This window comes from Archangium lansingense, assembly GCF_026626635.1.
Taxonomy (GTDB): domain Bacteria; phylum Myxococcota; class Myxococcia; order Myxococcales; family Myxococcaceae; genus Archangium; species Archangium lansingense.
On the sequence record NZ_JAPNKA010000001.1, the window covers coordinates 8,564,416 to 8,588,281 of the forward strand.

Annotated in this window: 14 protein-coding genes; 11 read left to right on the plus strand and 3 right to left on the minus strand. The window is 68.7% G+C overall.

What is annotated here, in order from left to right:
• Positions 1-2 precede the first annotated feature (2 nt).
• From OV287_RS34010 to OV287_RS34020, 3 genes are all read right to left on the minus strand, one after another.
• Positions 3-1,652, minus strand: coding sequence for a DHA2 family efflux MFS transporter permease subunit (locus OV287_RS34010; protein ID WP_267538201.1), 1,650 nt, complete (start codon positions 1,650-1,652; stop codon positions 3-5).
• Positions 1,642-11,967 carry a non-ribosomal peptide synthetase gene (locus tag OV287_RS34015; protein ID WP_267538202.1) on the minus strand — a complete coding sequence of 3,442 codons (10,326 nt, stop codon included), beginning with the start codon at positions 11,965-11,967 and terminating at the stop codon, positions 1,642-1,644. The genes OV287_RS34010 and OV287_RS34015 overlap by 11 nt, the downstream gene beginning before the upstream one ends.
• A gap of 232 nt (positions 11,968-12,199) precedes the next feature.
• Positions 12,200-13,882, minus strand: a complete 1,683-nt coding sequence (locus OV287_RS34020; protein ID WP_267538203.1) for an AMP-binding protein — start codon at positions 13,880-13,882, stop codon at positions 12,200-12,202.
• Positions 13,883-14,093: 211 nt separating this feature from the next.
• On the opposite strand from OV287_RS34020, the gene OV287_RS34025 reads away from it, so the two are divergent.
• From OV287_RS34025 to OV287_RS34075, 11 genes are all read left to right on the plus strand, one after another.
• Entirely contained in the window at positions 14,094-14,948 is an 855-nt protein-coding gene (locus OV287_RS34025) for a transketolase (protein WP_267538204.1), read from the plus strand.
• Entirely contained in the window at positions 14,945-15,952 is a 1,008-nt protein-coding gene (locus OV287_RS34030; protein ID WP_267538205.1) for a transketolase family protein, read from the plus strand. Before OV287_RS34025 ends, OV287_RS34030 begins: the two co-directional genes overlap by 4 nt.
• Positions 15,952-16,146, plus strand: coding sequence for a lysine biosynthesis protein LysW (gene lysW, locus OV287_RS34035; RefSeq protein WP_267538206.1), 195 nt, complete (start codon positions 15,952-15,954; stop codon positions 16,144-16,146). Before OV287_RS34030 ends, lysW begins: the two co-directional genes overlap by 1 nt.
• A 67-nt stretch (positions 16,147-16,213) precedes the next feature.
• A complete protein-coding gene (locus tag OV287_RS34040) occupies positions 16,214-17,008 on the plus strand; it encodes a RimK family alpha-L-glutamate ligase (protein WP_267538207.1) in 795 nt (264 codons plus the stop codon).
• A complete protein-coding gene (gene argC / locus OV287_RS34045) occupies positions 17,005-18,042 on the plus strand; it encodes an N-acetyl-gamma-glutamyl-phosphate reductase (protein ID WP_267538208.1) in 1,038 nt (345 codons plus the stop codon). The genes OV287_RS34040 and argC overlap by 4 nt, the downstream gene beginning before the upstream one ends.
• Positions 18,043-18,105: 63 nt before the next feature.
• A complete protein-coding gene (locus OV287_RS34050; RefSeq protein WP_267538209.1) occupies positions 18,106-18,966 on the plus strand; it encodes a family 3 encapsulin nanocompartment shell protein in 861 nt (286 codons plus the stop codon).
• 49 nt (positions 18,967-19,015) lie between these two features.
• Positions 19,016-20,017 (plus strand): sulfotransferase, encoded by a 1,002-nt coding sequence (locus OV287_RS34055; RefSeq protein ID WP_267538210.1) that lies wholly within the window; start codon positions 19,016-19,018, stop codon positions 20,015-20,017.
• Positions 19,995-20,774: an SDR family oxidoreductase gene (locus tag OV287_RS34060; RefSeq protein ID WP_267538211.1), complete on the plus strand. Its 780-nt coding sequence runs from the start codon at positions 19,995-19,997 to the stop codon at positions 20,772-20,774. Before OV287_RS34055 ends, OV287_RS34060 begins: the two co-directional genes overlap by 23 nt.
• Positions 20,771-21,658: a [LysW]-aminoadipate kinase gene (locus tag OV287_RS34065; protein ID WP_267538212.1), complete on the plus strand. Its 888-nt coding sequence runs from the start codon at positions 20,771-20,773 to the stop codon at positions 21,656-21,658. Before OV287_RS34060 ends, OV287_RS34065 begins: the two co-directional genes overlap by 4 nt.
• On the plus strand, positions 21,645-22,706 hold the full coding sequence (locus tag OV287_RS34070; protein WP_267538213.1) for a M20/M25/M40 family metallo-hydrolase: 1,062 nt from the start codon (positions 21,645-21,647) through the stop codon (positions 22,704-22,706). Before OV287_RS34065 ends, OV287_RS34070 begins: the two co-directional genes overlap by 14 nt.
• On the plus strand, positions 22,703-23,842 hold the full coding sequence (locus tag OV287_RS34075) for an acyl-CoA dehydrogenase family protein (RefSeq protein WP_267538214.1): 1,140 nt from the start codon (positions 22,703-22,705) through the stop codon (positions 23,840-23,842). The genes OV287_RS34070 and OV287_RS34075 overlap by 4 nt, the downstream gene beginning before the upstream one ends.
• The last annotated feature ends 24 nt before the right edge of the window (positions 23,843-23,866 follow it).

Sequence of the window (23,866 nt, forward strand, 5' to 3'; positions counted from 1 at the left end):
CGTCAGACCTCCACATCCAGGTGAACCTCGTCCGGCTCCGCCTTCGGGGCCCGCCGCGCGGGCTTCGTGCCCGGAGAGAACCAGAGGAAGCCCAGCAGCGGCAGCGCCAGGGCGAACAGCAGCGCGGACAGCGTGAAGAGCCGGTTGAAGGCCAGCAGCGACGCCTGACGCTGGAGGCCGCTCGCCAGCAGGCGCAAGCTCGCCTCGGTGGCCTCGTAGCCCTCGACACCGCCCGCCACGAGACTGCTCATCGTCGAGGAGATGCGCTCGTACAGCTCGGGGCGCTCGGCGACGAGCTGGGCGGAGAGCCCCACCTGGGCCTGCGCGGTGTAGCGCGTCATCAGCGTGGCGAAGAGGGCCAGGCCCACCGAGGTGCCGAGCTGCCGCATCAGCGTGTTGATGCCGGTGGCATCCGCCATCCGGGCCCGCTCCACCTTGTCGAACACCACGACGTTGAGCGGCACGAAGAGCAGGCTGGTGCCCAACCCCTGCAACATGATCGCCGAGATGATCTCCGCCCGGCCCGTATCCAGCGACACGCGCATCATGCGGTGCACGCCCACGCCGATGATGAGCAGCCCCACTCCGATGAGCACACGTGGGGAGATGCGGTTGTAGAGGCGCCCGACGATGGGCATCATCACGATCATCACCAGCGTGCGTGGCATGAGCGCCTCACCCGCCTGCATGGCCGTGAAGCCGAGCAGCTCCTGCATGAAGAGCGGCAGCAGGAACAGGTTCGACGTGAGGATGAAAAACATCACCGCGCCGAGCACCGCTCCCGAGGAGAACACCGGCTCCTTGAAGAGGCGCAGGTCCACCGCCGGCGCCACCGCGGTGAGCTCGCGCAGCACGAAGGCCGCCAGGCAGAAGACCGCCGCCAGCAGGCAGGTAGTGATCCCCCTCGACTCGAACCAGTCGTGGCGCTGCCCCTCCTCCAGCACGAACTGGAGCGTGGCCATCCCCACCCAGAGCAGGCTGATGCCAGCCCAGTCGATGTTGCGACGTTGCAGCTCGGCGGCGGCCCGGTTGGCGGCCAGCACGTCCTCGGGCTCCTCGACGAAGCGCCATACCAGAAACAGGCCGAGCAACCCGATGGGCAGGTTGATGAAGAAGATCCACGACCAGTGGAAGTTGTCGACGATGTAGCCACCGAGCGTGGGGCCGAGGGCGGGCCCCACGGTGATGACCGTGGTGAAGAGGCCCATGGCCATGCCCTGCTCCTCGGGGGGCCAGGTCTGCCGGAGGATGGCCTGCTCGGTGGGCACGAGCAGCCCGGCGCCAAGGCCTTGCAGGGCCCGGAAGAACACCAGCGAGGGCAGGCTCCAGGCCACCCCGCAGAAGAACGAGCTGACGATGAAGAGGGCCAGGCACGCCAGATAGGTGCGCTTCTGGCCGAAGAGCCGGCCGAAGAAGCCCGTGAGCGGCAGCATCAGCACCGTGGCGATGATGAAGCTGGTGCTCATCCAGGTGATCTCCTGGACGGTGGCCCCGATGGAGCTGCGAATCTGCGACAGCGCCACGTTGACGATGGACGAGTCGATGGAGCCCATCAGCGTGCCGAAGGACACCGAGAGCGTGACGAGCCACTTGTTGACCGGCGCCTTCCGGGCGGCGGGCCTCGGCGTGGGGAGAGCGGCCTCAGTCGGCATGGGCCCGCTCCAGGCTCGATGCGAGCCGCGCCGCCAGTGCCTCCACTCCCGGGCCATGCAGCAGGGAGTAGTGGTCGCCCTCCAGTGCATGAACGTCCACCTCGGTGGCCACGAAGCGCGTGCCTCCCTGCGCACGCAGCGAGGACTCGCTCGCCTCGAAGAGGGTGACGCGCCCTTCGTAACGCGGTGGCACGTACCGCCACGCGGCCCGCAGGTTCGCCTCGAAGACGCGCCGCAGCGCCTGCAAGGGCTGGACACCGGCTCCCAACACGGAGGCCGCGGCCTTGCTGGCCTCATCCAGGGCTCCGCTCAGCTCCTCTGGTCCCATCCGCGCGAGTGCCGCTTCCGAGACCGGCGGCTCCTGCCCCGCCGCCCTCAGCAGATCCCCGTAGAACAGCACGCCCAGCCGCGAGGACTCCTGCTGCTCCGAGGACAGTCCCTCCACCGCTGGCGCGAGGTCATAGCTGTCGATGAGCGCCAGGAGCTCCACCTGTTCGCCGCGCGCCTGGAGCTGCCTCGCCATCTCGAGCGCGATGGAGCCGCCCATCGACCAGCCGCCCAGCAGGTAGGGCCCCGCGGGCTGCACGCTCCGCACCGCATCGAGGTAGAGCTCGGCCATCTCCTCCACCGAGCCGCACGGCTCCTGGTCCCCGTCCAGCCCTCGCGACTGCAAGCCGTAGAAGGGCTGCTCCGGCCCGAGCCGCCGCGCCAGCTCCACGTACCCGAGCACCGTGCCTCCCACCGCATGCACGCAGAAGAAGGGCCGCCTCCCGTCTCCCTTACGGAGCTCCACCAGCGGCGACCACGGCCCCGCCTCCTGACGCAGCAGTCCGGCCAGATGCTCCACGGTCGCGTCCTGGAACAGCGCCGCCACCGGCGGGCTCTTTCCCAGGCTCGTCCGGATCCGCGACAACAGCCGGATGGCCAGCAGCGAGTTGCCTCCCAGCTCGAAGAAGTTGTCCCGCACACCAATGGGATGGATGCCCAGCAGCTCCTCCCAGACGCGCGCGACCCGCACCTCGAGCACCGTGCGTGGTGCGACATACGCGCGCGACGACTCCTGGCGGCCAAGGTCCGGAGCGGGCAGCGCCCTTCTGTTCACCTTCCCGCTGGGCGTCAGCGGGAGGGACTCCAGGGACACGAAGGCCGAGGGCACCATGTACTCGGGCAGCGTCTCCTTCAGGTAGCGCTTCAGCTCTCCGCTGGCCGGCGCCTGCTGTCCCGGCTTGCCAACGACGTACGCCACCAACAGCTTCTGCCCCGAGGCCGCCTCCCGCGCGTCGACGACGCAATCGCGCACCGCGGGGTGGCGGGCGAGCACGGCCTCGACCTCCGCCAATTCGATGCGGAAGCCCCTCACCTTCACCTGCGCGTCGCGCCTGCCGAGGAACTCGATGCTCCCGTCCGCCTGGTAGCGCGCGTAGTCCCCCGTCCGGTACAGCCTCCCTCCCGCCCTCCCCGACACCCTGTCCTCGAGGAACTTCTCCCGCGTCAGCTCCTCCCGGTGCAGGTAACCCCTCGCCAACCCCGCCCCTCCGACGTACAGCTCCCCCACCACGCCCACCGGCACCGGCTCTCCGTTGCCGTCCAGCAAGTGCACGCTCGTATTCGCGATCGGCTTGCCGATTCCTGGCAGGTCCGGCCACTGCTCCGGGCTCCCCTCCAGCCGGTACGCTGTCGCCACGTGCGTCTCCGTCGGCCCGTACTGGTTCTCCAGCACGCACCTGGGCAGCCTCGCGAACATTCCTCGCAATGCTGGCGTCACCCGCAGCTGTTCTCCGGCCGTGATGACTTCCTTCAGCTGGCGCGGCACCACCCCTTCCCTCTCCACCACCTCCGCCAGGTTCTGCAGCGCCACGAACGGCAGGAACAGCCTCTCCACTCCCCTGCTGTCCATCGTCTCCAGCAGCGCCCTCGCCTCCAGCCTCAGCTCCTCGGGAATGAGCACCAGTTCCCCTCCCGCCCCCCACGTGGAGAACATCTCCTGGAAGCTCACGTCGAAGCTCAGCGCCGAGAACTGCAACGTCCTGCCCCCCGGCACCACCGAGCGCTCCGCCTGCCAGCGCAGCAGGTTGAGCAGCGGCCCGTGGTGCATCGCCACTCCCTTGGGCACTCCCGTCGACCCCGACGTGTAGATGACGTACGCCAGTGCCTGCGGCCCCATCAGCGGCTGCGGATTGGCCTCACTGCTGCTGGCCCACTGTGCCTCGTCCGTGTCCAGGTACAGCCGCCGCGCCGCACCGCTCGGCAGTGCGTCCTTCAATCCTTGCTGCGTGAGCACCACTGGTGCGCGCGAGGACTCGAGCATCAGCGCCAGGCGCTCGGCCGGGTACGCCGGGTCCAGCGGCACATAGGCGCCTCCTGCCTTGAGAATGCCCAGCACTCCCACGGCCAACTCCAACGAGCGCCGCACGCACAGGCCCACCGGCACGTCCGGCCCCACGCCCAACCCTCGCAGGTGCTGCGCCAGCCGGTTGGCCCTCTTGTTCAGCTCCCCGTACGTCAGCCTCTTCTCTCCGAAGCTGACCGCCACCGCCTCCGGCGTCTTGTCCGCCCACGCCTCGAACAGCTCGTGCACCCCTCGCGCCGGTGCATACAGCGTCTTGGTGTCATTGAACTCCACCACCACCCGCCGCCACTCCTGCTCGTCCATCAGCGGCAGCGCCGACAGCTTGCCTTCCGGCTGCGCGACAGCCCCCTCCAGCAGCCGCACGTAGTGCGCCGCCATCCGAGCCACTGTCGCCTCGTCGTACAGGTCCGTGTTGTATTCCCAGAGGCTCACCAGCCCCTCCGGCGTCTCCCGCACGAACAGGGTCAGGTCGAACTTCGCCATCCCGGGCTGGAAGGAGAACTCGCCCACGGACACACCGGGCAGCGACACCGGCTTCAGCTCTGTCTGGTAGACGAACATCACCTGGAAGAGCGGCGAGCGGCTCAGGTCGCGCACCGGCTGCAGCGCATCCACCAGTTGCTCGAACGGCAGGTCCTGGTGGGCATAGGCTCCCAGACACGCCTCGCGCACCCGCCCCAACAACTCCCGGAAGCTCTCGACTCCGCTCCCATCCACCCGCAGCGGCAGCGTGTTGAGGAAGAAGCCAACGAGTCCCTCCACCTCGCGCCGGTTGCGTCCGGAGATGGGCGTGCCCAGCACGATGTCGCTCTGCCCGCTGTAGCGCGCCAGCAGGGCCTGGTACGCCGCCAGGAAGGCCATGAACAGCGTGACGCCTTCCTTGTGACTCAGCTCCTTCACCGCCCCGGACAGCGCCGGAGGCAAGGGCTTCACCAGATGGGCTCCGCGGAAGGTCTGGACGGGAGGCCGGGGCCGATCCACTGGCAGCTCCAGCACGGGCGGTGCTCCCGCGAGCTGCTGCTTCCACCAGCCCAGCTGCTCCTCCAGCACCTCGCCCTTCAGCCACTCGCGCTGCCACTTCGCGTAATCCACGTACTGCACAGGCAGCGCCGGCAGTTGGGGCTCCTTCCCCTCGGAGAACGCCCGGTAGAGCGTCTCCACCTCGCGCAGCAGCAGATCCAACGACCAGATGTCGCAGGCGATGTGGTGCATCACGAGCACCAGCACGTGCTCGTCCGCCGCCACGCGCAGCAGCATCGCCCTCACCAACGGGCCCTTCTCCAGATCGAACGGGCGCCGAGCCTCCTGCTCCACGCGCCGCTGGACCTCTCCCGCCGCCTGTCCCTCCACGTCCTCCACCGGCAGCGCCAGCTCCAGCTCCGGAGCAATGCACTGCACCGGCTGCCCGTTCACCTCCACGAACGTCGTCCGCAGCGCCTCGTGCCGGCGCACGACCTCCCCGAGGCTCCGCTCCAGCACGGCCCTGTCCAGCCGGCCCTTCAGCCGCAAGGTATAGGGGACGTTGTACGTGTAGCCCCCGGGCTCGAGCTGCTCAATGAACCACAGCCGCTGCTGCGCGAAGGACAAGGGCAGCGCGCCCTCTCGCGCAACGGGAGCCAACGCCGGGAGTTGCCGCCCCCGTACGCCGCTCGCCATTGCGTCGAGCCGTACCGCCAGCTCCGCCAGCGTCGGGGCCTCGAAGATCACCCGGACCGACAGCTCCACCTGGAGCGCCTCGCGCAGGCGCGTGGCCACCTGTGCCGCCAGCAGTGAGTGTCCGCCCAGCTCGAAGAAGTTGTCCTGGGCCCCCACCCGCTGCTGCTTCAGCAGAGGCGCCCAGATGTCCGCCACCACCTGCTCCATCCGCGTCCGGGGCGCCACGTAGCCCGCGCGCTCCGTCCCCGCCGCCTCCGGCGCGGGCAGTACCTTGCGGTCCACCTTCCCGTTCGGCGTGAGCGGGAGCTTCTCCAGCCTCACGAAGGCCGAGGGCACCATGTGCTCGGGCAGCGTCTGCTGGAGGAAGGCCCTCAGCTCCGCGGTATCGGGCTCGGAGGACGAAGCGGACACCACGTACGCCACCAGCCGTTTGCCTCCGAGCCCCTCGTCCCGAGCCGTCACCACCACCTCACCCACCGCGGGGTGCTTCACCAGCGCCGCTTCGATCTCCCCCAGCTCGATACGGAAGCCACGCACCTTCACCTGGGCATCGCGCCGCCCGACGAACTCGATGTTCCCGTCCGGCAGGTACCGCACGAGGTCCCCCGTCCGGTACAGCTTCGCGCCCGGCTCCGTGCTGAACGGGTGCGCCACGAACTTCTCCGCCGTGAGCTCCGGCCGGTTCAAATACCCGAGCGCCAGCCCATCTCCTCCGACGTACAGCTCTCCGGTGACGCCGGCCGGCACCGGCTGCATCCGCTCGTCCAGCACGTACGCGTCCGAGTTCGACACCGGCCTGCCTATGGGAACCGACACCGCGCCCTCCGCCACCGCCTTCACCTCGAAGGTCGTCGAGAACGTCGTGTTCTCCGTGGGGCCATAGGCATGCACCAGGTGCTTCGGCGCCCCCCGCTCCAACACTCGCCGGACCGACATCGCGTCCACGGCCTCACCGCCGAACACAACGGCTTTCAACGTCTGGAAGGCCTCCGAGTACTCGGCGGTGATCTGATTGAAGAGCGCCGTGGTCACGAACATCACGCTCGCCTCCTTCTCCCGGAGGAACGTGGCCAGCGCCCTGGAGGACAGCGCCACCTCGCGCGATACGCCCACCAGCCGCGCCCCACTGAGCAGCGCGCCCCACAGCTCGAACGTCGAGGCGTCGAACGCCGTGTTCGACATCTGGATGAAGCGATCCTCCGCCGTCACCTCGAGGTACGAGGCGTCACGCACCAGCCGGACGATTCCCCGGTGCGGGATGCACACGCCCTTGGGCCAGCCCGTGGAACCGGACGTGTACATCACATACGCCAGCGCCTCCGGCGCCACTCGCTCCCCGAGGTCGTCCTCGCGCTCGTGTGCGAAGGTCTCCCATGACAGGGGCACCACACGGGCGCCCACCGGCGGCAGCTTCGAGGCAAGCTCCGGCTGCACCAGCACCACCGGCACCGCCGTGTCCTCCACCATGAACGCCAGGCGCTCCTGGGGGTAGGCCGGATCCAACGGCACATACGCGCCGCCAGCCTTCAGGATGCCGAGCGTCGCCGCCACCATCTCCAGCGAGCGTCCGGCGCACAGGCCCACGAGCGTTCCCGGCGTGACGCCCAGCCCGCTCAGGTGCCGGGCGATCCGGTTGGCGTGGCGGTTCAGCTCCGCGTAGGTGAGGCACTGCCCCTCGTACTCCGCCGCCACGGCGTCGGGACGGCGCGCCACCTGCTCCTCGAAGAGCGCATGGACACAGGCGTCGCGCGGGTACCCGGTTCGCGTCTGGTTCCACTCCACCAGCACGCGCCGCCGCTCTTCCGCGTCCAGCAGGGGCAGCGCCGACACGGGCTGCGCGGGATGCGCGAGGGCCTCCTCCAGCAGCCGCGCGTAGTGCGCCGCCATGCGCGCGACCCGTGCCTCGTCGAACAGGTCGGTGTTGTACTCCCAGAGCGTCTCCCAGCCGTCCGCGGTCTCCCGGACGAACAGTGTGAGGTCGAACTTCGCCAGCCCCGTCTCGAAGGAGACCTCCTCCGAGGACACGCCGGGCAGCGCGAGCGCCGGTGCCGGCTCCTGCAACGCGAACATCACCTGGAACAGCGGTGCGCGGCTCAGGTCTCGCACCGGCTGCAATGCATTCACGAGCTGCTCGAAGGGCACGTCCTGGTGCGCGTACGCCCCCAGGCAGGCCTCACGAGCCCGGAGCACCAGCTCCCGGAAGCTCACCCCTCCCGAGGACTCCAGCCGCAGGGCCAACGTGTTGACGAAGAAGCCGATGAGTCCCTCCAGCTCCCGCTGGGTGCGCCCGGCGATGGGCGAGCCCACCACGATGTCCGTCTGCCCGCTGTAGCGCGCCAGCAGGGCCTGGTACGCCGCGAGGAACGTCATGAAGGGCGTAACGCCCTCGCGGCGGTTGAGCTCCCGGAGCGGCCCGGAGAGCGCCGCGGGCAGCCGCACCGGCAGCGTGGCGCCCCGGAAGGTATGCACCACGGGGCGAGCCCGGTCCGTGGGCAACTCCAGCACGGGCAGTGCTCCGGCGAGCCGCTGCTTCCACCAGCCGAGCTGCGATTCCAGCACCTCGCCGCGCAGCCACTCGCGCTGCCACCGGGAGTAATCCGCGTACTGCACCGTCAGTGAGGGCAGCGACGGCTCGGCGCCCGAGGAGAACGCCTGATACAGCGAGGCCAGCTCGCGCATGAGCACGCCCATGGACCAGCCGTCGCAGACGATGTGGTGCATGACGAGCACCAGCACGTGCTCCTCGGCAGCCGAGCGCAGCAACCGGGCCCGCACCAGCGGCCCCTTCCCCAGCTCGAAGAGGCACCGGACCTCTTCTTCCACACGGCGCCGCACCGCCCCCGGGCGCTCGCCCTCCGGCACGGCCTCCAGGCTCTCCACGGGCAACTCGAGCGCCAACTCCGAGGTAATGCACTGTACGGGCTGCCCGTCCACCAGGGCGAACGTCGTCCGCAGCGCCTCGTGCCGCCGGACGAGCTCCCCAAGGCTCCGCTCCAGCACGGCCACGTCGAGCCGGCCCTTCAACCGCGTGACGAAGGGCAGGTTGTACGCGAAGCCACCCGGCGCGAGCTGCTCGAGGAACCACAGCCGCTGCTGCGCGAAGGACAGCGGCGGCGCCCCCTCCCCGCGCATGGGCACGAGCGGCGGAGCCTGGGGCCCCTGCATGCCGCCCGGCATGGATTCGAGTCGGTGCGCGAGCTCGGCCACGGTGGGCGCCTCGAAGAGCACGCGCACCGGCAGGTCCACTCGAAGCACTTCACGCAGACGGGAGACCACCTGGGTCGCCAGCAGCGAGTGACCCCCCAACTCGAAGAAGTGGTCGTGCGCGCCCACGCGCCGCAGACCCAGCAGCGGCGCCCAGGTGCCCGCCACCAGCTCTTCCATCGGCGTACGGGGCGCCACGAACCCTTCCCGCGCCGAGCCCTCCAGCTCCGGCGCGGGGAGCGACTTCCTGTCCACCTTCCCGCTGGGAGTGAGGGGGAACGTCTCCAGGCGCACGAAGGCCGAAGGCACCATGTACTCAGGCAGGCTCTCCTTGAGGAAGGCCTTCAGGGCCGCGGTATCGAGCTCGAGGGATGTGCCGAGCACCACGTAGGCCACCAACCGCTTTCCACCGGCGCCGATCTCCCTCGCCACGACCACCACGTCCTTCACCGCGGGATGCCGGGCGAGCGCGGCCTCGATTTCCGCCAACTCGATGCGGAAGCCACGCACCTTCACCTGGGCGTCCCGTCTCCCGAGGAACTCGATGCTCCCGTCCGCCAGGTAGCGCCCGTAGTCCCCCGTCCGGTACAGCATCTCTCCCGCCCTCCCCGACACCCTGTCCTCGAGGAACTTCTCCCGCGTCAGCTCCTCCCGGTGCAGGTAGCCCCTCGCCAACCCCGCCCCTCCGATGTACAGCTCCCCCACCACGCCCACCGGCACTGGCTCTCCGTTGCCGTCCAGCAGGTACACGCTCGCGTTCGCGATGGGCTTGCCGATTCCCGGCAGGTCCGGCCACTGCTTCGGGCTTCCCTCCAACCGGTACGCCGTCGCCGCGTGCGTTTCCGTCGGCCCGTATTGGTTCTCCAGCACACACCCTGGCAGCCGAGTGAGCATCCCTCGCAGCGCCGGCGTGATTCGAAGCTGCTCCCCCGCCGTGATGATCTCCTTCAGCTGGCGCGGCACCACCCCTTCCCTCTCCGCCACCTCCGCCAGGTTCTGCAGCGCCACGAACGGCAGGAACAGCCTCTCCACCCCCCTGCTGTCCATCGTCTCCAGCAGCGCCCTCGCCTCCAGCCTCAGCTCCTCGGGAATGAGCACCAGCTCTCCTCCCGCACCCCATGTGGAGAACATCTCCTGGAAGCTCACGTCGAAGCTCAGCGCCGAGAACTGCAACGTCTTGCCCTTCGGCGCCACCGCGCGCTCCACCTGCCAGCGCAGCATGTTGAGCAGCGGCCCGTGGTGCATCGCCACTCCCTTGGGCACTCCCGTCGACCCCGACGTGTAGATGACGTACGCCAGTGCCTGCGGCCCCATCAGCGGCTGCGGATTGGCCTCGCTGCTGCTGGCCCATTGCGCCTCGTCCGTGTCCAGGTACAGCCGTCGCGCCGCACCGCTCGGCAGCGCGTCCTTCAGTCCTTGCTGCGTGAGCACCACTGGTGCGCGCGAGGACTCGAGCATCAGCGCCAGACGCTCGGCCGGGTACGCCGGGTCCAACGGCACGTAGGCGCCTCCTGCCTTGAGAATGCCCAGCACTCCCACGGCCAACTCCAACGAGCGCCGCACGCACAGGCCCACCGGCACATCCGGCCCCACGCCCAACCCTCGCAGGTGGTGCGCCAGCCGGTTGGCCCTCTGGTTCAGCTCCCCGTACGTCAGCCGCTGCTCTCCGAAGCTGACGGCCACCGCCTCTGGCGTCTTGTCCCCCCACACCTCGAACAGCTCATGCACCCCTCGCGCCGGTGCATACAGCGTCTTGGTGTCATTGAACTCCACCACCACCCGCCGCCGCTCCGCCTCGTCCATCAGCGGCAGCGCCGACAGCTTGCCTTCTGGCTGCGCGACAGCCCCCTCCAGCAGCCGCACGTAGTGCGCCGCCATCCGCGCCACCGTCGCCTCGTCGTACAGGTCGGTGCTGTACTCCCAGATGCACAACCACCCATCCGGGGTCTCCCGCACCGACAACGTGATGTCGAAGCGTGACACGCCGGGATCCACGACGAGCTCGCTCGCGGAGAGACCGGGCAGCTCCAGGGCGGCATAGGGCATCGCGCCCTGGAGGACGAACATCACCTGGAAGAGCGGCGAGCGGCTCAGGTCGCGCACCGGCTGCAGCGCATCCACCAATTGCTCGAAGGGAAGCTCCGGATGGGCATATGCGCCCAGGCAGGCGGTACGGACCCGGCCCAGCAACTCCCGGAAGCTCTCTGCCCCCGTCCCATCCACCCGCAGGGCGAGCGTGTTGGCGAAGAAGCCGACGAGCCCCTCCACCTCACGCCGGTTGCGCCCGGAGATGGGCGAGCCCACCACGATGTCGCTCTGTCCGCTGTAGCGCGCCAGCAGCGCATGAAAGCCCGCCAGCAGCGTCATGAACTGCGTGGTGCCCTGCGCGCGGCTCAGCTCCTTCACCGCGCCGGAGAGCGCCGGAGACAGCATCACCCGCAGAACGGCCCCGCGAGCGGCTTGCAAGGGGGGCCTCGGCCTGTCCGTTGGCAGCTCCAGCACGGGCGGAGCCCCGGCGAGTTGCTGCTTCCACCAGCCCAGCTGCTCCTCCAGCACCTCGCCCTTCAGCCACTCGCGCTGCCACTTCGAGTAGTCCGCGTACTGAACGGGCAGGGCCTTGAGCGCCGGCTCCGCACCGCGGGAGTAGGCGCGGTACAGCGCGGTCAGCTCTCGCTCCACCACCCCGAGGGACCAGACGTCGCTGATGACGTGGTGCAACGTGAGCAACAACACGTGGTCCTCGGAGGCCACGCGCAACAGCCGGGCCCTCACCAGCGGGCCCTTCTCCAGGTCGAACGGACGCCGTGCCTCTTCCTCCGCGAGCCGCTGGAGCTCCGCATCCCACTCCCCCTCCGCCAGGGACTCCAGGCTCTCCACGGGGAGACGGAACACCAGCTCCGGGGCAATCCGTTGCACCGGCTGCCCATTCACCTGGGTGAACGTCGTCCGCAGCGCCTCGTGCCGGCGGATGACCTCGGCCAGGCTCCGCTCCAGGGCGTCCACGTCGAGCGGCCCCTTCAGCCGGGCGTAGGGAATGACGTTGTACGCGTGGCTCCCGGGCGCGAGCTGCTCGATGAACCACAGCCGCTGCTGCGCGAAGGACAACGGCGGCGCCTCTTCGCGAGACACCGGCACCAATGGCGGAGCCCTACGTACCGGCTTCACACCCGGCTTCGGTTCGGCCCTTGGGGGGGAGGCTTGCGAAACGCAATCGGCCGGGGGCTGTACATCGCGCATGTTCATGAACGCTGCCTTGGGGGGAAAGACAGACAAAAAAGAACCACTCCCGTCGCCAGGAGGCAGCGGGTCTTTCTCTAAAACAGGGGTGAAGACAGGCTCAGGCCGTGCTGGCTGACGTCTCCTTCAGGCGCTCGCGCAGGAGGAACTTCCGGATCTTCCCGGAGGGTGTCTTCGGCATCTCGGAGATGAGCTCCAGACGGTCCGGCCAGTACGACACCGACATGCCGGCCTTGCGCAGATGGTCTCGCAACTCATTGAGGGTAGGCGCCTCGTCGCGAGGAACCACGACGGCGCACACGCGCTCGCCGCCGATGCGATCATCCGCGTGGGCCACGACGGCGACCTCGCGCACCTTCGGATGGGCATACAGCGCCGACTCGACCTCCACGACGGGAATCTTCATCCCGTGCCGGAAGATGATGTCCTTGAGCCGGCCGGCGATGCGGATGCCGCCGCGTCCGTCGTCACGCGCCAGGTCCCCGGTATCGAACCATCCCTCGGAATCCAGACAGGCGTTGTAGATGTCCTCGCGCTTGAAATACCCCAGGCACTGGCTCGCGCCGCGGACCAGGAGCCGCCCCGCGCCATCCGGGAAGGCCGAGCCGTCCTCGGCGGTAGCCGGGACGATCTTCACCTCCATCCAGGGCACGGGGGCGCCGTCGCTGCTGGCGGGCCAGTCGGGAGGGTCCTCGTGCCGGGTGATGGTGACGGCGCCGTTCTCCGTCATGCCCCAGAGCGTGTGCAGACGGACGCCAAACACATCCCGCGCCTCGGCGATGAGGTGGGGCGGAACGGGAGTCGAGCCAGTGGCCAGACACTTGAGCGTGCCCGCCTTCCGGGGCCGGCGCTTCTGCGCCGCGAGCATGTTCAGGTAGTACGTGGGGATCCCATACATGAACGAGATTCCATGCTCCTCGATGAGCTTGAGGTGGAAGTCGGGATCCGCCACGTCCAGATAGACGGCCGTCGCCCCGAGCAGGAGGGGCATCTGGAAGAGATAGGTGAAGCCGCTCGAGGCGGTGAGGAGGCTCGGCAGCGAGATGACATCCTCCGCGCCCAGCCGCATCGTCTCGCTGAGTGCCCGGGTGATGGCGTAGTTCGTGTTGTACGAGTGGACCACGCCCTTGGGCTCGCCGGTCGTGCCCGACGTGTAGAGGATGTTGAACACGTCATCCGCGCGGGCCGCCAGCTCATTCAACGCGCTGGCGGTGTAATGCTCTTCCCACCGGGTGGAAACGAAGTGCGCGTCGAAGTCGAGCTCTCCCTCCGCCAGGCCACTTCCCGCCCCGATGAAGACGCGATGCCGCAGGGCCGGGAGCGCCGGTGCCGTCTCCCGGAGCATGTCCCGGTGTGAGAACCCGGTCCAGGTCGCCGGGCCGATGTACACCCGGGCCTCGGTCCTGCCGAGGATGAACTCCACCTCCCGGCGCCGGTAATCGGGAGGGATGGGCGCGAGCACCGCGCCAATGCGCGCACATGCCAGCGCGAGCGCGGTGAACTGCCACCAGTTGGGGAGCTGCACGGCGACGATCTGCTCGCGTCCGACGCCCAGCTCGCGGAGGGCGCCCGCGAAGCGCTCCATGTACATCCCAAGCTCCGCGTAGCTGATGCGTGTGATGTCCCTGGAAAAATACCGGGCCGCGATGATCGCCGTCTTGTCCGGATGGCTCTTGATCGCGCGCTGGAGGTCGTCGACCACGGTTGCGTCGCGCCACCACCCCTCGAGACGCCAGGCCTCTCCATCAACCCGCGAGGCAGCACTGAAAAATTTCACAGTCATTCCTATGCTCCCCTGTGTTTCGGGAATGTATATGTCTTTGCGGGCGAATTCCCTAACACTTTCTCGTTGGCTGGCCAATGTCGTATTTTTTTTTTACATCGGTGCCTGACTTCACACATTGACGAGTCCTCTCGGTTTTCTTTATAGGGCTGCTGGCGAAACATCGAAGTCACGAATTGCTTCGTTCCCCCCACGAACCATGACCCGCTCGATGACCGCAGCAACGACAGACGTGCGTCCCGAGTCCCCGTCCGAGGATGGATTGGACTCGCTTCAAGCACAGGCAAGACGTGTCCGGCGGCTCATTGTCCGGCTCGCGGCAACCGCTTCGGGTTGCCATCTCGGAGGCTCGCTCTCCCTGACGGAAATCCTCGTGGCATTGCTGGGACGCGTCATGAAAATCAATCCCGGTGAGCCCCACTGGGAGGGACGCGATCACCTCATCCTCTCGAAGGGACACGCCGCGGCGGGACTGTATGCGGCCCTGTCTGCGTTTGGCTTCTTCGACCCCGAGGAGCTCGTCCAGCGCTACAACGCGGAAGGGAGCATCTTCACGGGCCATGTGAATGCCAGGGTCCCGGGTGTGGACTTCTCCACCGGCAGCCTGGGACACGGATTGGGCCTGGGTACAGGGTTGGCGCTCGGGTACCGGCTCAAGGGCCTGGCCAACCGTGTCTATGTCATCTGTGGGGATGGGGAGATGGGCGAGGGCTCCAACTGGGAGGCGCTCCAGATTGCTTCGCACCAGCGTCTGTCCAATCTGACTGTCATTATCGACCGGAACGGGGGGCAGAACGATGGCCCGACCGAATCCATCCTCTCCCAGGCGGCGCTGACGGACCGGCTGCTCATGTTTGGCTTCGAGGCGCTCGAGGTGGACGGGCACGATCTGCGTGCACTCTGCGAGGCCCTGGAGGCCCCCGCCGGCAAGGCCCCGCGCGCCATCGTCGCGAGGACCCAGAAGGGAGCCGGCGTCCCCATGTTCAAGGGCAAGGGTCCCCACTATGCGGTCTTCTCTCCCGAGCAACTCCGGCGTGCGCTCGTCTCCATGGGAGAGACCCCGTGAGCGAAACCCAGACGAGCGGCGCGGATCTCTCGGCCGCCCCCGAAGCCTGGCTCCGGGAGAATCCCAAGCTCTCCAACCGGCAGATCTTCCGGCACGCGCTCGCGCGCTTCGCCGAGCAGGACCCGCGCCTCGTGCTGCTGGAGGCGGACCTCGGTGGCGGAGGAGATCCCTTCGAGGCCCGCCACAAGGACCGCTACTTCAACCTGGGCATCTGCGAGGCCACGATGCTCGACATGGCGTGCGGCCTGGCGCACGTGGGGCACGTCGTCTTCGCGCACACCTTCGCGCCCTTCGGGACGATGCGGGCGTGCGAGCAGGTGCGGCTCGGGATGGCCTACCCCCGGGCGAACGTGAAGCTCGTCTGCGATTACGGCGGCGTCTCGGGCGCGTTCTTCGGACCCACCCACCACGCCATCGAGGACCTGGCCATCCTCCGGTCCATGCCGGGGATGCTGGTGCTCTCCCCCGCCGACGGGCTCGAGACGATCCTCGCCACGCGTGCGATGATCGACCACGCGGGCCCCGTGTACATGCGGCTCGGCCGCAACCGGGTGAGCCGGCTGGAGGAACCGCGCGGCGGCTTCACGCTCGGCCGGGCACTCTGCTTCCGCGAGGGCTCGGACGTGGGGCTGATCGCGCACGGCGAGGTCGGAGTCTCCGTCGCGCTGGAGGCCGCCCAGCGGCTCGAAAGCCAGGGCGTTTCGGCGCGCGTGGTGAACATGCATACGCTCAAGCCGCTCGACGAGGCGGCGGTGCTCGAAACGGCGGAGCGCACGCGGCTGCTCGTCACGGTGGAGGAGCACACCATCCTCGGCGGGCTCGGCGGCGCGGTCTGCGAGACCGTGTGCACGCAGGGGCTCGGCCGGCGGGTGCTCCGCATCGGCATCCAGGATCGCTACGACCCGCTCGCGGGCTCGCATGAATCGCTGCTGCGCGGGCACGGGCTCGACGGCGCGGCGGTGGCCGAACTCGTTCTCGATTCACTGTCCACAAGGAGGAGCTGATGCAGCTGCAAAAGCCGATGGATTCCGCGGGAATCAATGGTTGCCCCACGTGTGCCTTCGAGATTCTCGGAGAGCACTACATGGAGGGAGAGGTCCTCACCTGCGAGGGCTGCTCCGCCGAGCTGGAGGTGGTGGGCCTCAAGCCCCTGCGCCTCGCCGAGGCCCCCGAGGTCGAGGAGGACTGGGGCGAGTAGTCACCCGTCTCGGACCCCCCATGAAGAAGATCGATCTCGTCTATCACGGCTGCGCACCGAGGAGCGGATGATCCTCGAGGCGCTCCGCAAAAGGGATTGTGCCGTCGAGCTCCACCAGGACTCGGACCTCGTCCTGCCGTTGGACGCGGAGCGCTGGCCGGGTGGGAACGTCGTCCTGATGCGGAGCATGTCGCTCACCCGCTCCCGCTATCTGGCGGCGATCCTCGAGGTGAAGGGCGCGCGCGTGGTGAACAGCGCCCGCGCCATCGCCACGTGTGGGGACAAGATCCTCACGAACCTGGCGCTGGCAGCGCACGGAGTGCCCATGCCGTGGTCCTTCGCGGGCTTCGAGGAGGAGGCCTGCGTGGCGGAGATCGAACGCCGGGGCTACCCGGTGGTGACGAAGCCAGCGGTGGGCTCATGGGGGCGCATGGTCGCGCGCATCGACGGACGCAGCGCGGCCGAGGGCCTCATGCAGATGCGCTTCGAGACTGGAAGCGCCTCGGATCATGTGGCGCTCGTACAGCAGTACATCGACAAGCCCGGCTATGACCTGCGCGTCTACGTGATGGGCCGGGCGGTGGGAGGTATCCGCCGGCGCTCGGAGCACTGGGTGACGAACACCGCCCGGGGCGCCGTGCCCGAACGGTACGAAGTGCCCGAGTCGCACGCGAAGCTCGCCGAGCGCGCGGCAGCGGCCGTGGGAGTGGACATCGCGGCCGTGGACCTGCTCGAGACGCGCGGCGGAGAGCTCCTGGTGAATGAGATCAACCACTGCGTGGAGTTCGCGCGAAGCATCGAGATTACCCGGGTTCCGCTGCCGGAGCTGATCGCCGACTACGCCATCGGGGTGCACCCATGACGCGCGTGGCGGTATTGGGAGCCGCGGGCTACACGGGCGGCGAGCTGCTGCGGCTGCTGCTCGCGCACCCGGGCGTGGAGGTGGTGCAGGCCACCTCGGATCAATTCGCGGGCAAGCGGCTCGACTACCCGCATCCGAACCTGCGCGGAATGAGCTCGCTGCGCTTCGTCCCGCACGACGCGCTGGAGCCGTGCGACCTGCTCGTGAGCTGCATGCCCCAGGGCGGGCTCATCAACCGCTGGGCCAAGGTGCGCGAGCTTGCGGGCCGGGTGATCGACCTGAGCGCGGACTTCCGGCTGGACCCGGCGACGCACGAGCGCTGGTACAAAAAACACCCACGGCCCGCGGACGTGCCGGGGTTCGTCTATGCCTTGCCCGAATGGACGGCCAGCGAGCTCCCCGAGGCCCGCTATGTCGCGGTGCCCGGCTGCATGGCCCACGCCTCATTGCTGGGAATCCTCCCACTGGTGCGCGCGGGCCTGGTGAAGCCGGAGCTCGTCGTCGACGCGAAGACGGGCTCCTCAGGAGGCGGTGCCACGCCGGACCGGGCCTCCCATCACCCCGAGCGCGCCTCCGCGCTGCGTTGCTACAAGCCGGTGGGGCACCGGCACACGGGAGAGCTCGAGAACGTCGTCGAGCGGCTCACGGGGACGCGTCCGAGCGTGCACTTCAGCGCCACGGCCATCCCGAGCGTACGCGGCATCCTCGCGACGGTGCATGGCTTCACCACGAGGCCCATGGACGAGGCCGAGCCGCTCCGCGCCATCGCGATGGCCTACCGCGAGAAGCCCTTCGTGCGGCTCATTCGGCCCAACACGAGCGCCTCGCCCTTCCCCGAGCCCGGTCCGCTGCAGGGGACGAACTTTTGTGACCTCTCCGTCGACGTGGACACGGAGCGGAACCGGATCGTCGTCAACGTGGCGATCGACAACCTGATGAAGGGCGCGGCGGGTACGGCCGTGCACGCCATGAACCTGATGCTCGGCCGTTCCGAGACCGAGGGCCTCGGCTTCCGGGGCCTGCATCCCATCTGAAGCACCCCGCGGTCCCAAGTCCGCGGCCACACGCAGTTCTCATCACCCAGCCAGGGAGCAGACATGAGCACGAATGGTACCGCGGGGACAGAACTGTCCCCAGGGCGGGCTTTTGCCAACGCCGTCATCGCGCAGGGCACGAAGGCGTCCGTGGAGTTCTCCACGACAATCACGGACTCCTTCCCGGGTTTCAAACGCCGTCCCCGCATCGCGGTGCGCGGCCTCTTCAAGGTCGTGAAGTCCGAGCAGCAGCAGATCAAATACTGGTACGAGACCCGTCCCCAGTCGGAGCCCACCGAGCACGTCATCGACGCGCAGCTGCGGCAGGAGGCCACGTTCGAGTTCCACTCGGACAAGACACAGCTCAAGCCGACCACGGCGTGGGTGCAGCTCAATCCCGCGCTGCTGGATGACCCCGAGGCGCTCGCGACATTCATCGACTACCGGCTGCTGGTGCGCCTGTGCACGGCGGAGAACCAGGCGCTCGCGCGCGGCCCCGGTGGCGAGCGCGTGCGCGGTTTGCTGGAGACTCCGGGCGTCACCCGTCTGGCGGCTCGCGAGACTCCCGTGGCCTCGCTCCTGGCGGCGTGCAATCGCGTCGAGCAGGTGGGCGGCTCGGCCGACGGCATCCTGATGAACCCGGAGGACTACTACCGCTACTTCGTCGGGCAGGGCAGCCTGCTGAAGGACCTCGCGGACATGGGCGTGCGCATCGCCCGCGCGCGCATGGTCAACCCGGGCACCATCATCGTCGGAGACTACACCGCCGCCGCCACCATCTTCGACAGCGGCCGCTCCGTCATCCGCTTCGCCGAGCCTCCCAAGGGCATCTTCCCGCGCGAGGGCCTCGCCGTGTGCGGGGAGATCTACGAGGCGCTCGTCGTCCACCTGCCCACGCACTTCTACGTGGCCTCGCTGGCCTGACGGCGAAACCGTTTCAAGGACATCCAGGCAGTCCGCACAGGGGGCGCTCGTGTCGCAATCCCACATCAAGGTTCTCTACATCACCGGCTGGTGCCGCAATGGCAGCACCATCCTTGGAAACGTGCTCAACGAGGTGAAGGGCTTCTTCCACACCGGCGAGCTCAGCTTCCTCTGGAAGAATGCCTACGGCCACGGCTCGAATACCTTCTGCGGCTGCGGCGAGGCCCTCACCCGCTGCGGCGTCTGGTCGAAGGTGCTCGAGGAGGAAGCCCCCGCGGGGAGCACTCCCGAGGCCCACGCCCGGGAAGTCGTGCGGCGGCAGACGCGGGCCGTACGGACCCGTCACACGTGGAGCATCCTGCGCGAGGGCACCCGCTCGGAGGATGTCCGCGAGTACGCCGCCACGCTGAGCCGGACGTACCGCACCATCGCGAAGGCCACGGGCAGCCACACCCTCGTGGACAGCGGCAAGCTCCCGTCCGAGGCGGCGCTCCTTCCACACGTGGAGGGAATCACGCCGTATTTCCTCTACCTCGTGAGGGATCCGCGCGCCGCCACGCACTCGTGGACGAAGACGAAGCAGTACGTCGTCCCCATGTCCGCGCTGCGCAGCACCAGCTATTGGGTCGGCTTCAACCTCGCCTCCGAGGCCGTCATCCAGCGCTACCCCGAGCGCTCGTTCTTCCTACGCTACGAGGACTTCATCGCCGAGCCGGCCTCGGTGGTGGGAGCGCTGCTCGAGCATGTCGGCGCGCGGGACGCCGTCAACCCGGTGCAGGGGCGCACCGTCCACCTGGGAAAGAACCACACCGTCACCGGCAATCCGGATCGCTTCCGCAGCGGACCCACGCTCCTGCGGCCCGAGGACGAGGCCTGGCGCAAGGAGCTCCCCGCGCGCGCGAGGAACATCACCCAGGCGCTGTCGTGGCCGCTGATGGCCCGCTACGGCTACTTCCAACCCCGGCGCACCCAGGCCCGCGAGCCGGTGCCCTCCAACACCGCGGCCAGCGGCGGAAAGGAGGAGCTCCGTGGAACTGGGACTGATCGGTAGGGTCGCGCTCGTGGCGGGAGGCTCCAGCGGCCTGGGGCTCGCCGTCGCCGAGGAGCTGGCGAAGGAAGGTGCACATGTCGCCATTGGCGCGAGGGACACCGCGAAGCTCGCGCAGGCCGAGCGACGGCTGAAGGAGATCGCCCGGGGCCGGGTGCTCACGACAGCGGTGGACTTGAAGAATCCCGACGCCGTCCGCCACTGGGTCGAGGAGGTCGCCGGCCGCTTGGGGGCCCTCCACATCGCGGTGACGAACAGCGGCGGACCCCCTCCGGGCCCGGCGACGAAGTTCGAGCTCGGCGCCTACAAGGACGCTGTGGACTCGGTGCTGATGCCGCCCATCAGTCTGGCCCTGGCCGCCCTCCCCTACATGAAGGCGGCGCGCTGGGGACGCCTGCTCTTCATCACGTCCGAGACCGTCGTGCGGCCCGTGGCCCGCTTCGCCCTCTCGGGCTTCTCGCGGTTGGGCATCGTCGGGTTCTCCTCCGCGCTCGTGCAGGAGCTCGGGGACTGCGGCGTCACCGTCAACGTCCTGGCCCCCGGCTACACCCGCACGCCTCCCGTCGAGCGCACCGCCGGAACGAACACCGACGGAGACGTGGACGCCGGGCTACGCGCCATGGCGGCCCATATTCCGCTGCGCCGCGTGGGACGCCCCGAGGAGTTCGCCGCCGCCGCCACCTTCCTCGCCAGCGAGCGGGCCTCGTTCATCACCGGCACGGTCCAGCTCGTCGATGGCGGCGCGAGCGTGATCGGATGAGCGCGCCACTCCCTTCCAGCCACCCGGGCGACCCGGACATCCGCCCCATCGTGGTCAAGATTGGCGGCGCCGCGGGGGTTGATCTCGAGAACGTCTGCAACGATGTCGCGGAGCTCATCCGCAGCGGCGAGCGCGTCGTGGTGGTGAATGGAGGCTCGGAGGCAGGCGAGCGCGTGCTGAAGGCCTTCTCGCTCGAGCGCCCCGAGGTGACGACCCCCACGGGAAACGTGGTGCGCCTCACGCACGCGGCCACGTTGCGCGTCTTGATGATGGCCTGGGTGGGCGAGGTGAACAAACGCGTCGTCCTGTCGCTGGCGGAGCGCGGCCTTCCCGGCGTCGGGCTCTGCGGCGCGGACGGCCGGGTGCTCATCGCGAAGCGGCGGCCCCCGCTGAAGATCAACGACGGCGGGCGGGTCCGCATCGACCGGGAGCACCTCGCCGGGGAGATCCACTCGGTGAATACGAGCCTCCTGGCGACGCTGCTGGACCAGGGCTACGTGCCCATCGTCTGCCCTCCCGCCATCACCGAGGAGGGCGTGCTCGTGAATGCCGACGCGGACCAGATCGCCGCGTCGATCGCCACCGCGCTCGGCGCCCGCGCGTTGGTGATGCTGTCGAACGTGCCCGGGCTGCTGGAGAACCCGAACGAGCCCCTGACGCTCGTGCGCTCCAGCGACGACGTAGAGGGCTGCATGCAACTGGCCGCCGGACGCATGCGCTACAAGCTGGACGCCGCGCGCAAGGCGCTCCAGGGCGGAGTCCCCTCGGTGTACGTGAGTTCCTCTCGCGTGCCCCGGCCGGTGTTCGTCGCCCTCACCGAGGAGTCCGGCACGAAGTTCACCCTCTCCCGAAAGCAGAAGGAGGCCGCGAATGCGGGCACGTGAGAAGACGATCGAGTTCCTCAAGTGGATGGTGGAGCAGTACAGCCCCAGCCACCACGAGCAGGCCTTCTCCCGCGCGCTGGCGGAGCGGCTCGAGCAGCGAGGCTGGCGCGCGCACACCGACGAGGTGGGCAACACCATCGCGAGCATGGGCGACGGTGACACGTGCATCGCGCTGCTCGGGCACATCGACACGGTGCCCGGAGAGGTGCCGGTGCGCCTCGAGGACGGACGGCTCTTCGGGCGCGGCACCGTGGACGCCAAGGGAGCCATTGGCGCCTTCATCGAGGCCGTGGAGCTGCTCGACGCGAGCGAGCGGGCCGGGAAGAAGTTCCTGCTGCTCGGGTGCGTCGAGGAGGAGGTGGCCATCACCCGCGGCGCCTTCCACGTGCGCGAGCGGTACCGTCCGGACTTCGTCATCAACGGCGAGCCGAGCGGCGCCCACGCGCTCACCATCGGGTACAAGGGGCTCGTCCGGGCCGAGCTCGAGTACCGCGCGAGCCGGCGCCACACGGCGAGCCGTGACTACCGCGCCGCCGCCGAGCACCTCGTCGAGTCGTGGAACGCGCTGCGCGCGCACTGCGACGAATGGAACCGCGAGCGCCCGCTCTTCGAGCAGAACCTCCCCTCGCTCACGTCCTTCCAGACGGGCTCGACGGACACCGAGGAGTGGGCCCGAGCCAGCGTCAACGTCCGCACCGGGCCCTCCACCGATGGCGAACGGCTGCTGTCGTTGCTGGGGAGCGGTCCCGGCGTCAGCGTGAAGGCGCTCTCGAACAAGGGCGCCGTCAGCACGGATGGGAACGATGAGCTCTCGCGCGCGTTCAAGAAGGCCATCCGCGAGCGGGGCGCCAAACCGACGCTCCGGCTGAAGACGGGGACGTCCGACTGGAACACCGTGGCGGCGGCCTGGCAGGTGCCTACGCTCGCCTACGGCCCCGGCGACTCCTCCCTGGATCACACTCCCCATGAGCACATCGGCCTCGAGGAATACGAGGAAGGGGTCGCGGTGCTCTCGCGCGTTCTCGCCCTGCTCCCCATCCGGCCATGACCCATCCCTTCACCGAAGAGCACGACACATTCCGCAAGACGGTCCGACGATTCGTGGAGAAGGAGTTGGCCCCCCACGCCCTGGAATGGGACCAGGCGGGCCTCTTTCCGCGAGAGCTCTTCCGCAAGTGCGGCGAGCTGGGCCTCTTCGGCATCCACCATGATCCGAAGTACGGAGGCAGCGGGCTGGACTACTGGTTCGTGACCGTCTTCGCCGAGGAGCTGGCGCGCAGCGACAACGCGGGCGTCAGCATGGCTCTGATGGTTCAAGGCCAGATGGCCACGCCCATCATCAATGACGTCGGCACAGAGGAGCAGAAGCGCGAGTTCCTCGCGCCGGCGCTCGCGGGAGAGAAGATCGCCGCACTCGGGATGAGCGAGCCGGGCGCCGGTTCGGACCTGGCGAACCTGCGCACCACCGCGAGGCGGGACGGGGACGACTACGTCATCAACGGCTCGAAGATGTGGATCACGAACGGCACGCGGGCGGACTTCCTGGTGCTGGCGGTGCGGACCGGAGGCCCGGGCGCCGCGGGGATCTCGCTGATGACGTTCCCCACGGACGTGAATGGCTTCTCAGTGTCGAAGAAGCTCGACAAGGTGGGCCACCGCTCCTCGGACACGGCCATCCTCTTCTTCGAGGACTGCCGCATTCCCGCGCGCTACGTGCTGGGAAAGGAGAACGACGGCTTCTTCCACATCATGAACAGCTTCCAGGGCGAGCGGCTGGTGACGGGCATCAACGCCGTCGCCATGATGCAGCGGATGCTCGAGGAAGCCATCCGCTACGGCCGCGAGCGCGAGGCGTTCGGCAAGCGGCTCATCGAGTACCAGGTGTGGCGCCACAAGTTCGCCGAGCACCTGACCTCGGTGGCAGCCGCCCGGCAGCTCACCTATCACACGGTGGAGCTCTTCCAGCGCAAGCGGAGGCCGTTGAGGGAGATCTCCATGGTGAAGCTGTACACGGCGGACCTCGCCCAGCGGGTGGCCTACGACTGCCAGCAGTTCTACGGAGGCATGGGCTACATCGAGGAGACGAACATCGCACGGGCCTGGAGGGACGTGCGCATGCTCACCATCGGAGGCGGGACCTCCGAGATGATGAAGGAGATCATCGCCCAGACCGCGGGGATGTAGTTCGCTACCTGTAGCAACGTGTAG

Bases quoted from the DNA above. Each gene is read 5' to 3' on its own strand.
- lysW (WP_267538206.1), top strand. From the start codon at position 15,952: ATGCAGCTGCAAAAGCCGATGGATTCCGCGGGAATCAATGGTTGCCCC.
- OV287_RS34065 (WP_267538212.1), top strand. From the start codon at position 20,771: ATGAGCGCGCCACTCCCTTCCAGCCACCCGGGCGACCCGGACATCCGC.
- OV287_RS34070 (WP_267538213.1), top strand. From the start codon at position 21,645: ATGCGGGCACGTGAGAAGACGATCGAGTTCCTCAAGTGGATGGTGGAG.
- OV287_RS34020 (WP_267538203.1), bottom strand. From the start codon at position 13,882: ATGACTGTGAAATTTTTCAGTGCTGCCTCGCGGGTTGATGGAGAGGCC.
- argC (WP_267538208.1), top strand. From the start codon at position 17,005: ATGACGCGCGTGGCGGTATTGGGAGCCGCGGGCTACACGGGCGGCGAG.
- OV287_RS34025 (WP_267538204.1), top strand. From the start codon at position 14,094: ATGACCGCAGCAACGACAGACGTGCGTCCCGAGTCCCCGTCCGAGGAT.
- OV287_RS34050 (WP_267538209.1), top strand. From the start codon at position 18,106: ATGAGCACGAATGGTACCGCGGGGACAGAACTGTCCCCAGGGCGGGCT.
- OV287_RS34040 (WP_267538207.1), top strand. From the start codon at position 16,214: ATGATCCTCGAGGCGCTCCGCAAAAGGGATTGTGCCGTCGAGCTCCAC.
- OV287_RS34010 (WP_267538201.1), bottom strand. From the start codon at position 1,652: ATGCCGACTGAGGCCGCTCTCCCCACGCCGAGGCCCGCCGCCCGGAAG.
- OV287_RS34075 (WP_267538214.1), top strand. From the start codon at position 22,703: ATGACCCATCCCTTCACCGAAGAGCACGACACATTCCGCAAGACGGTC.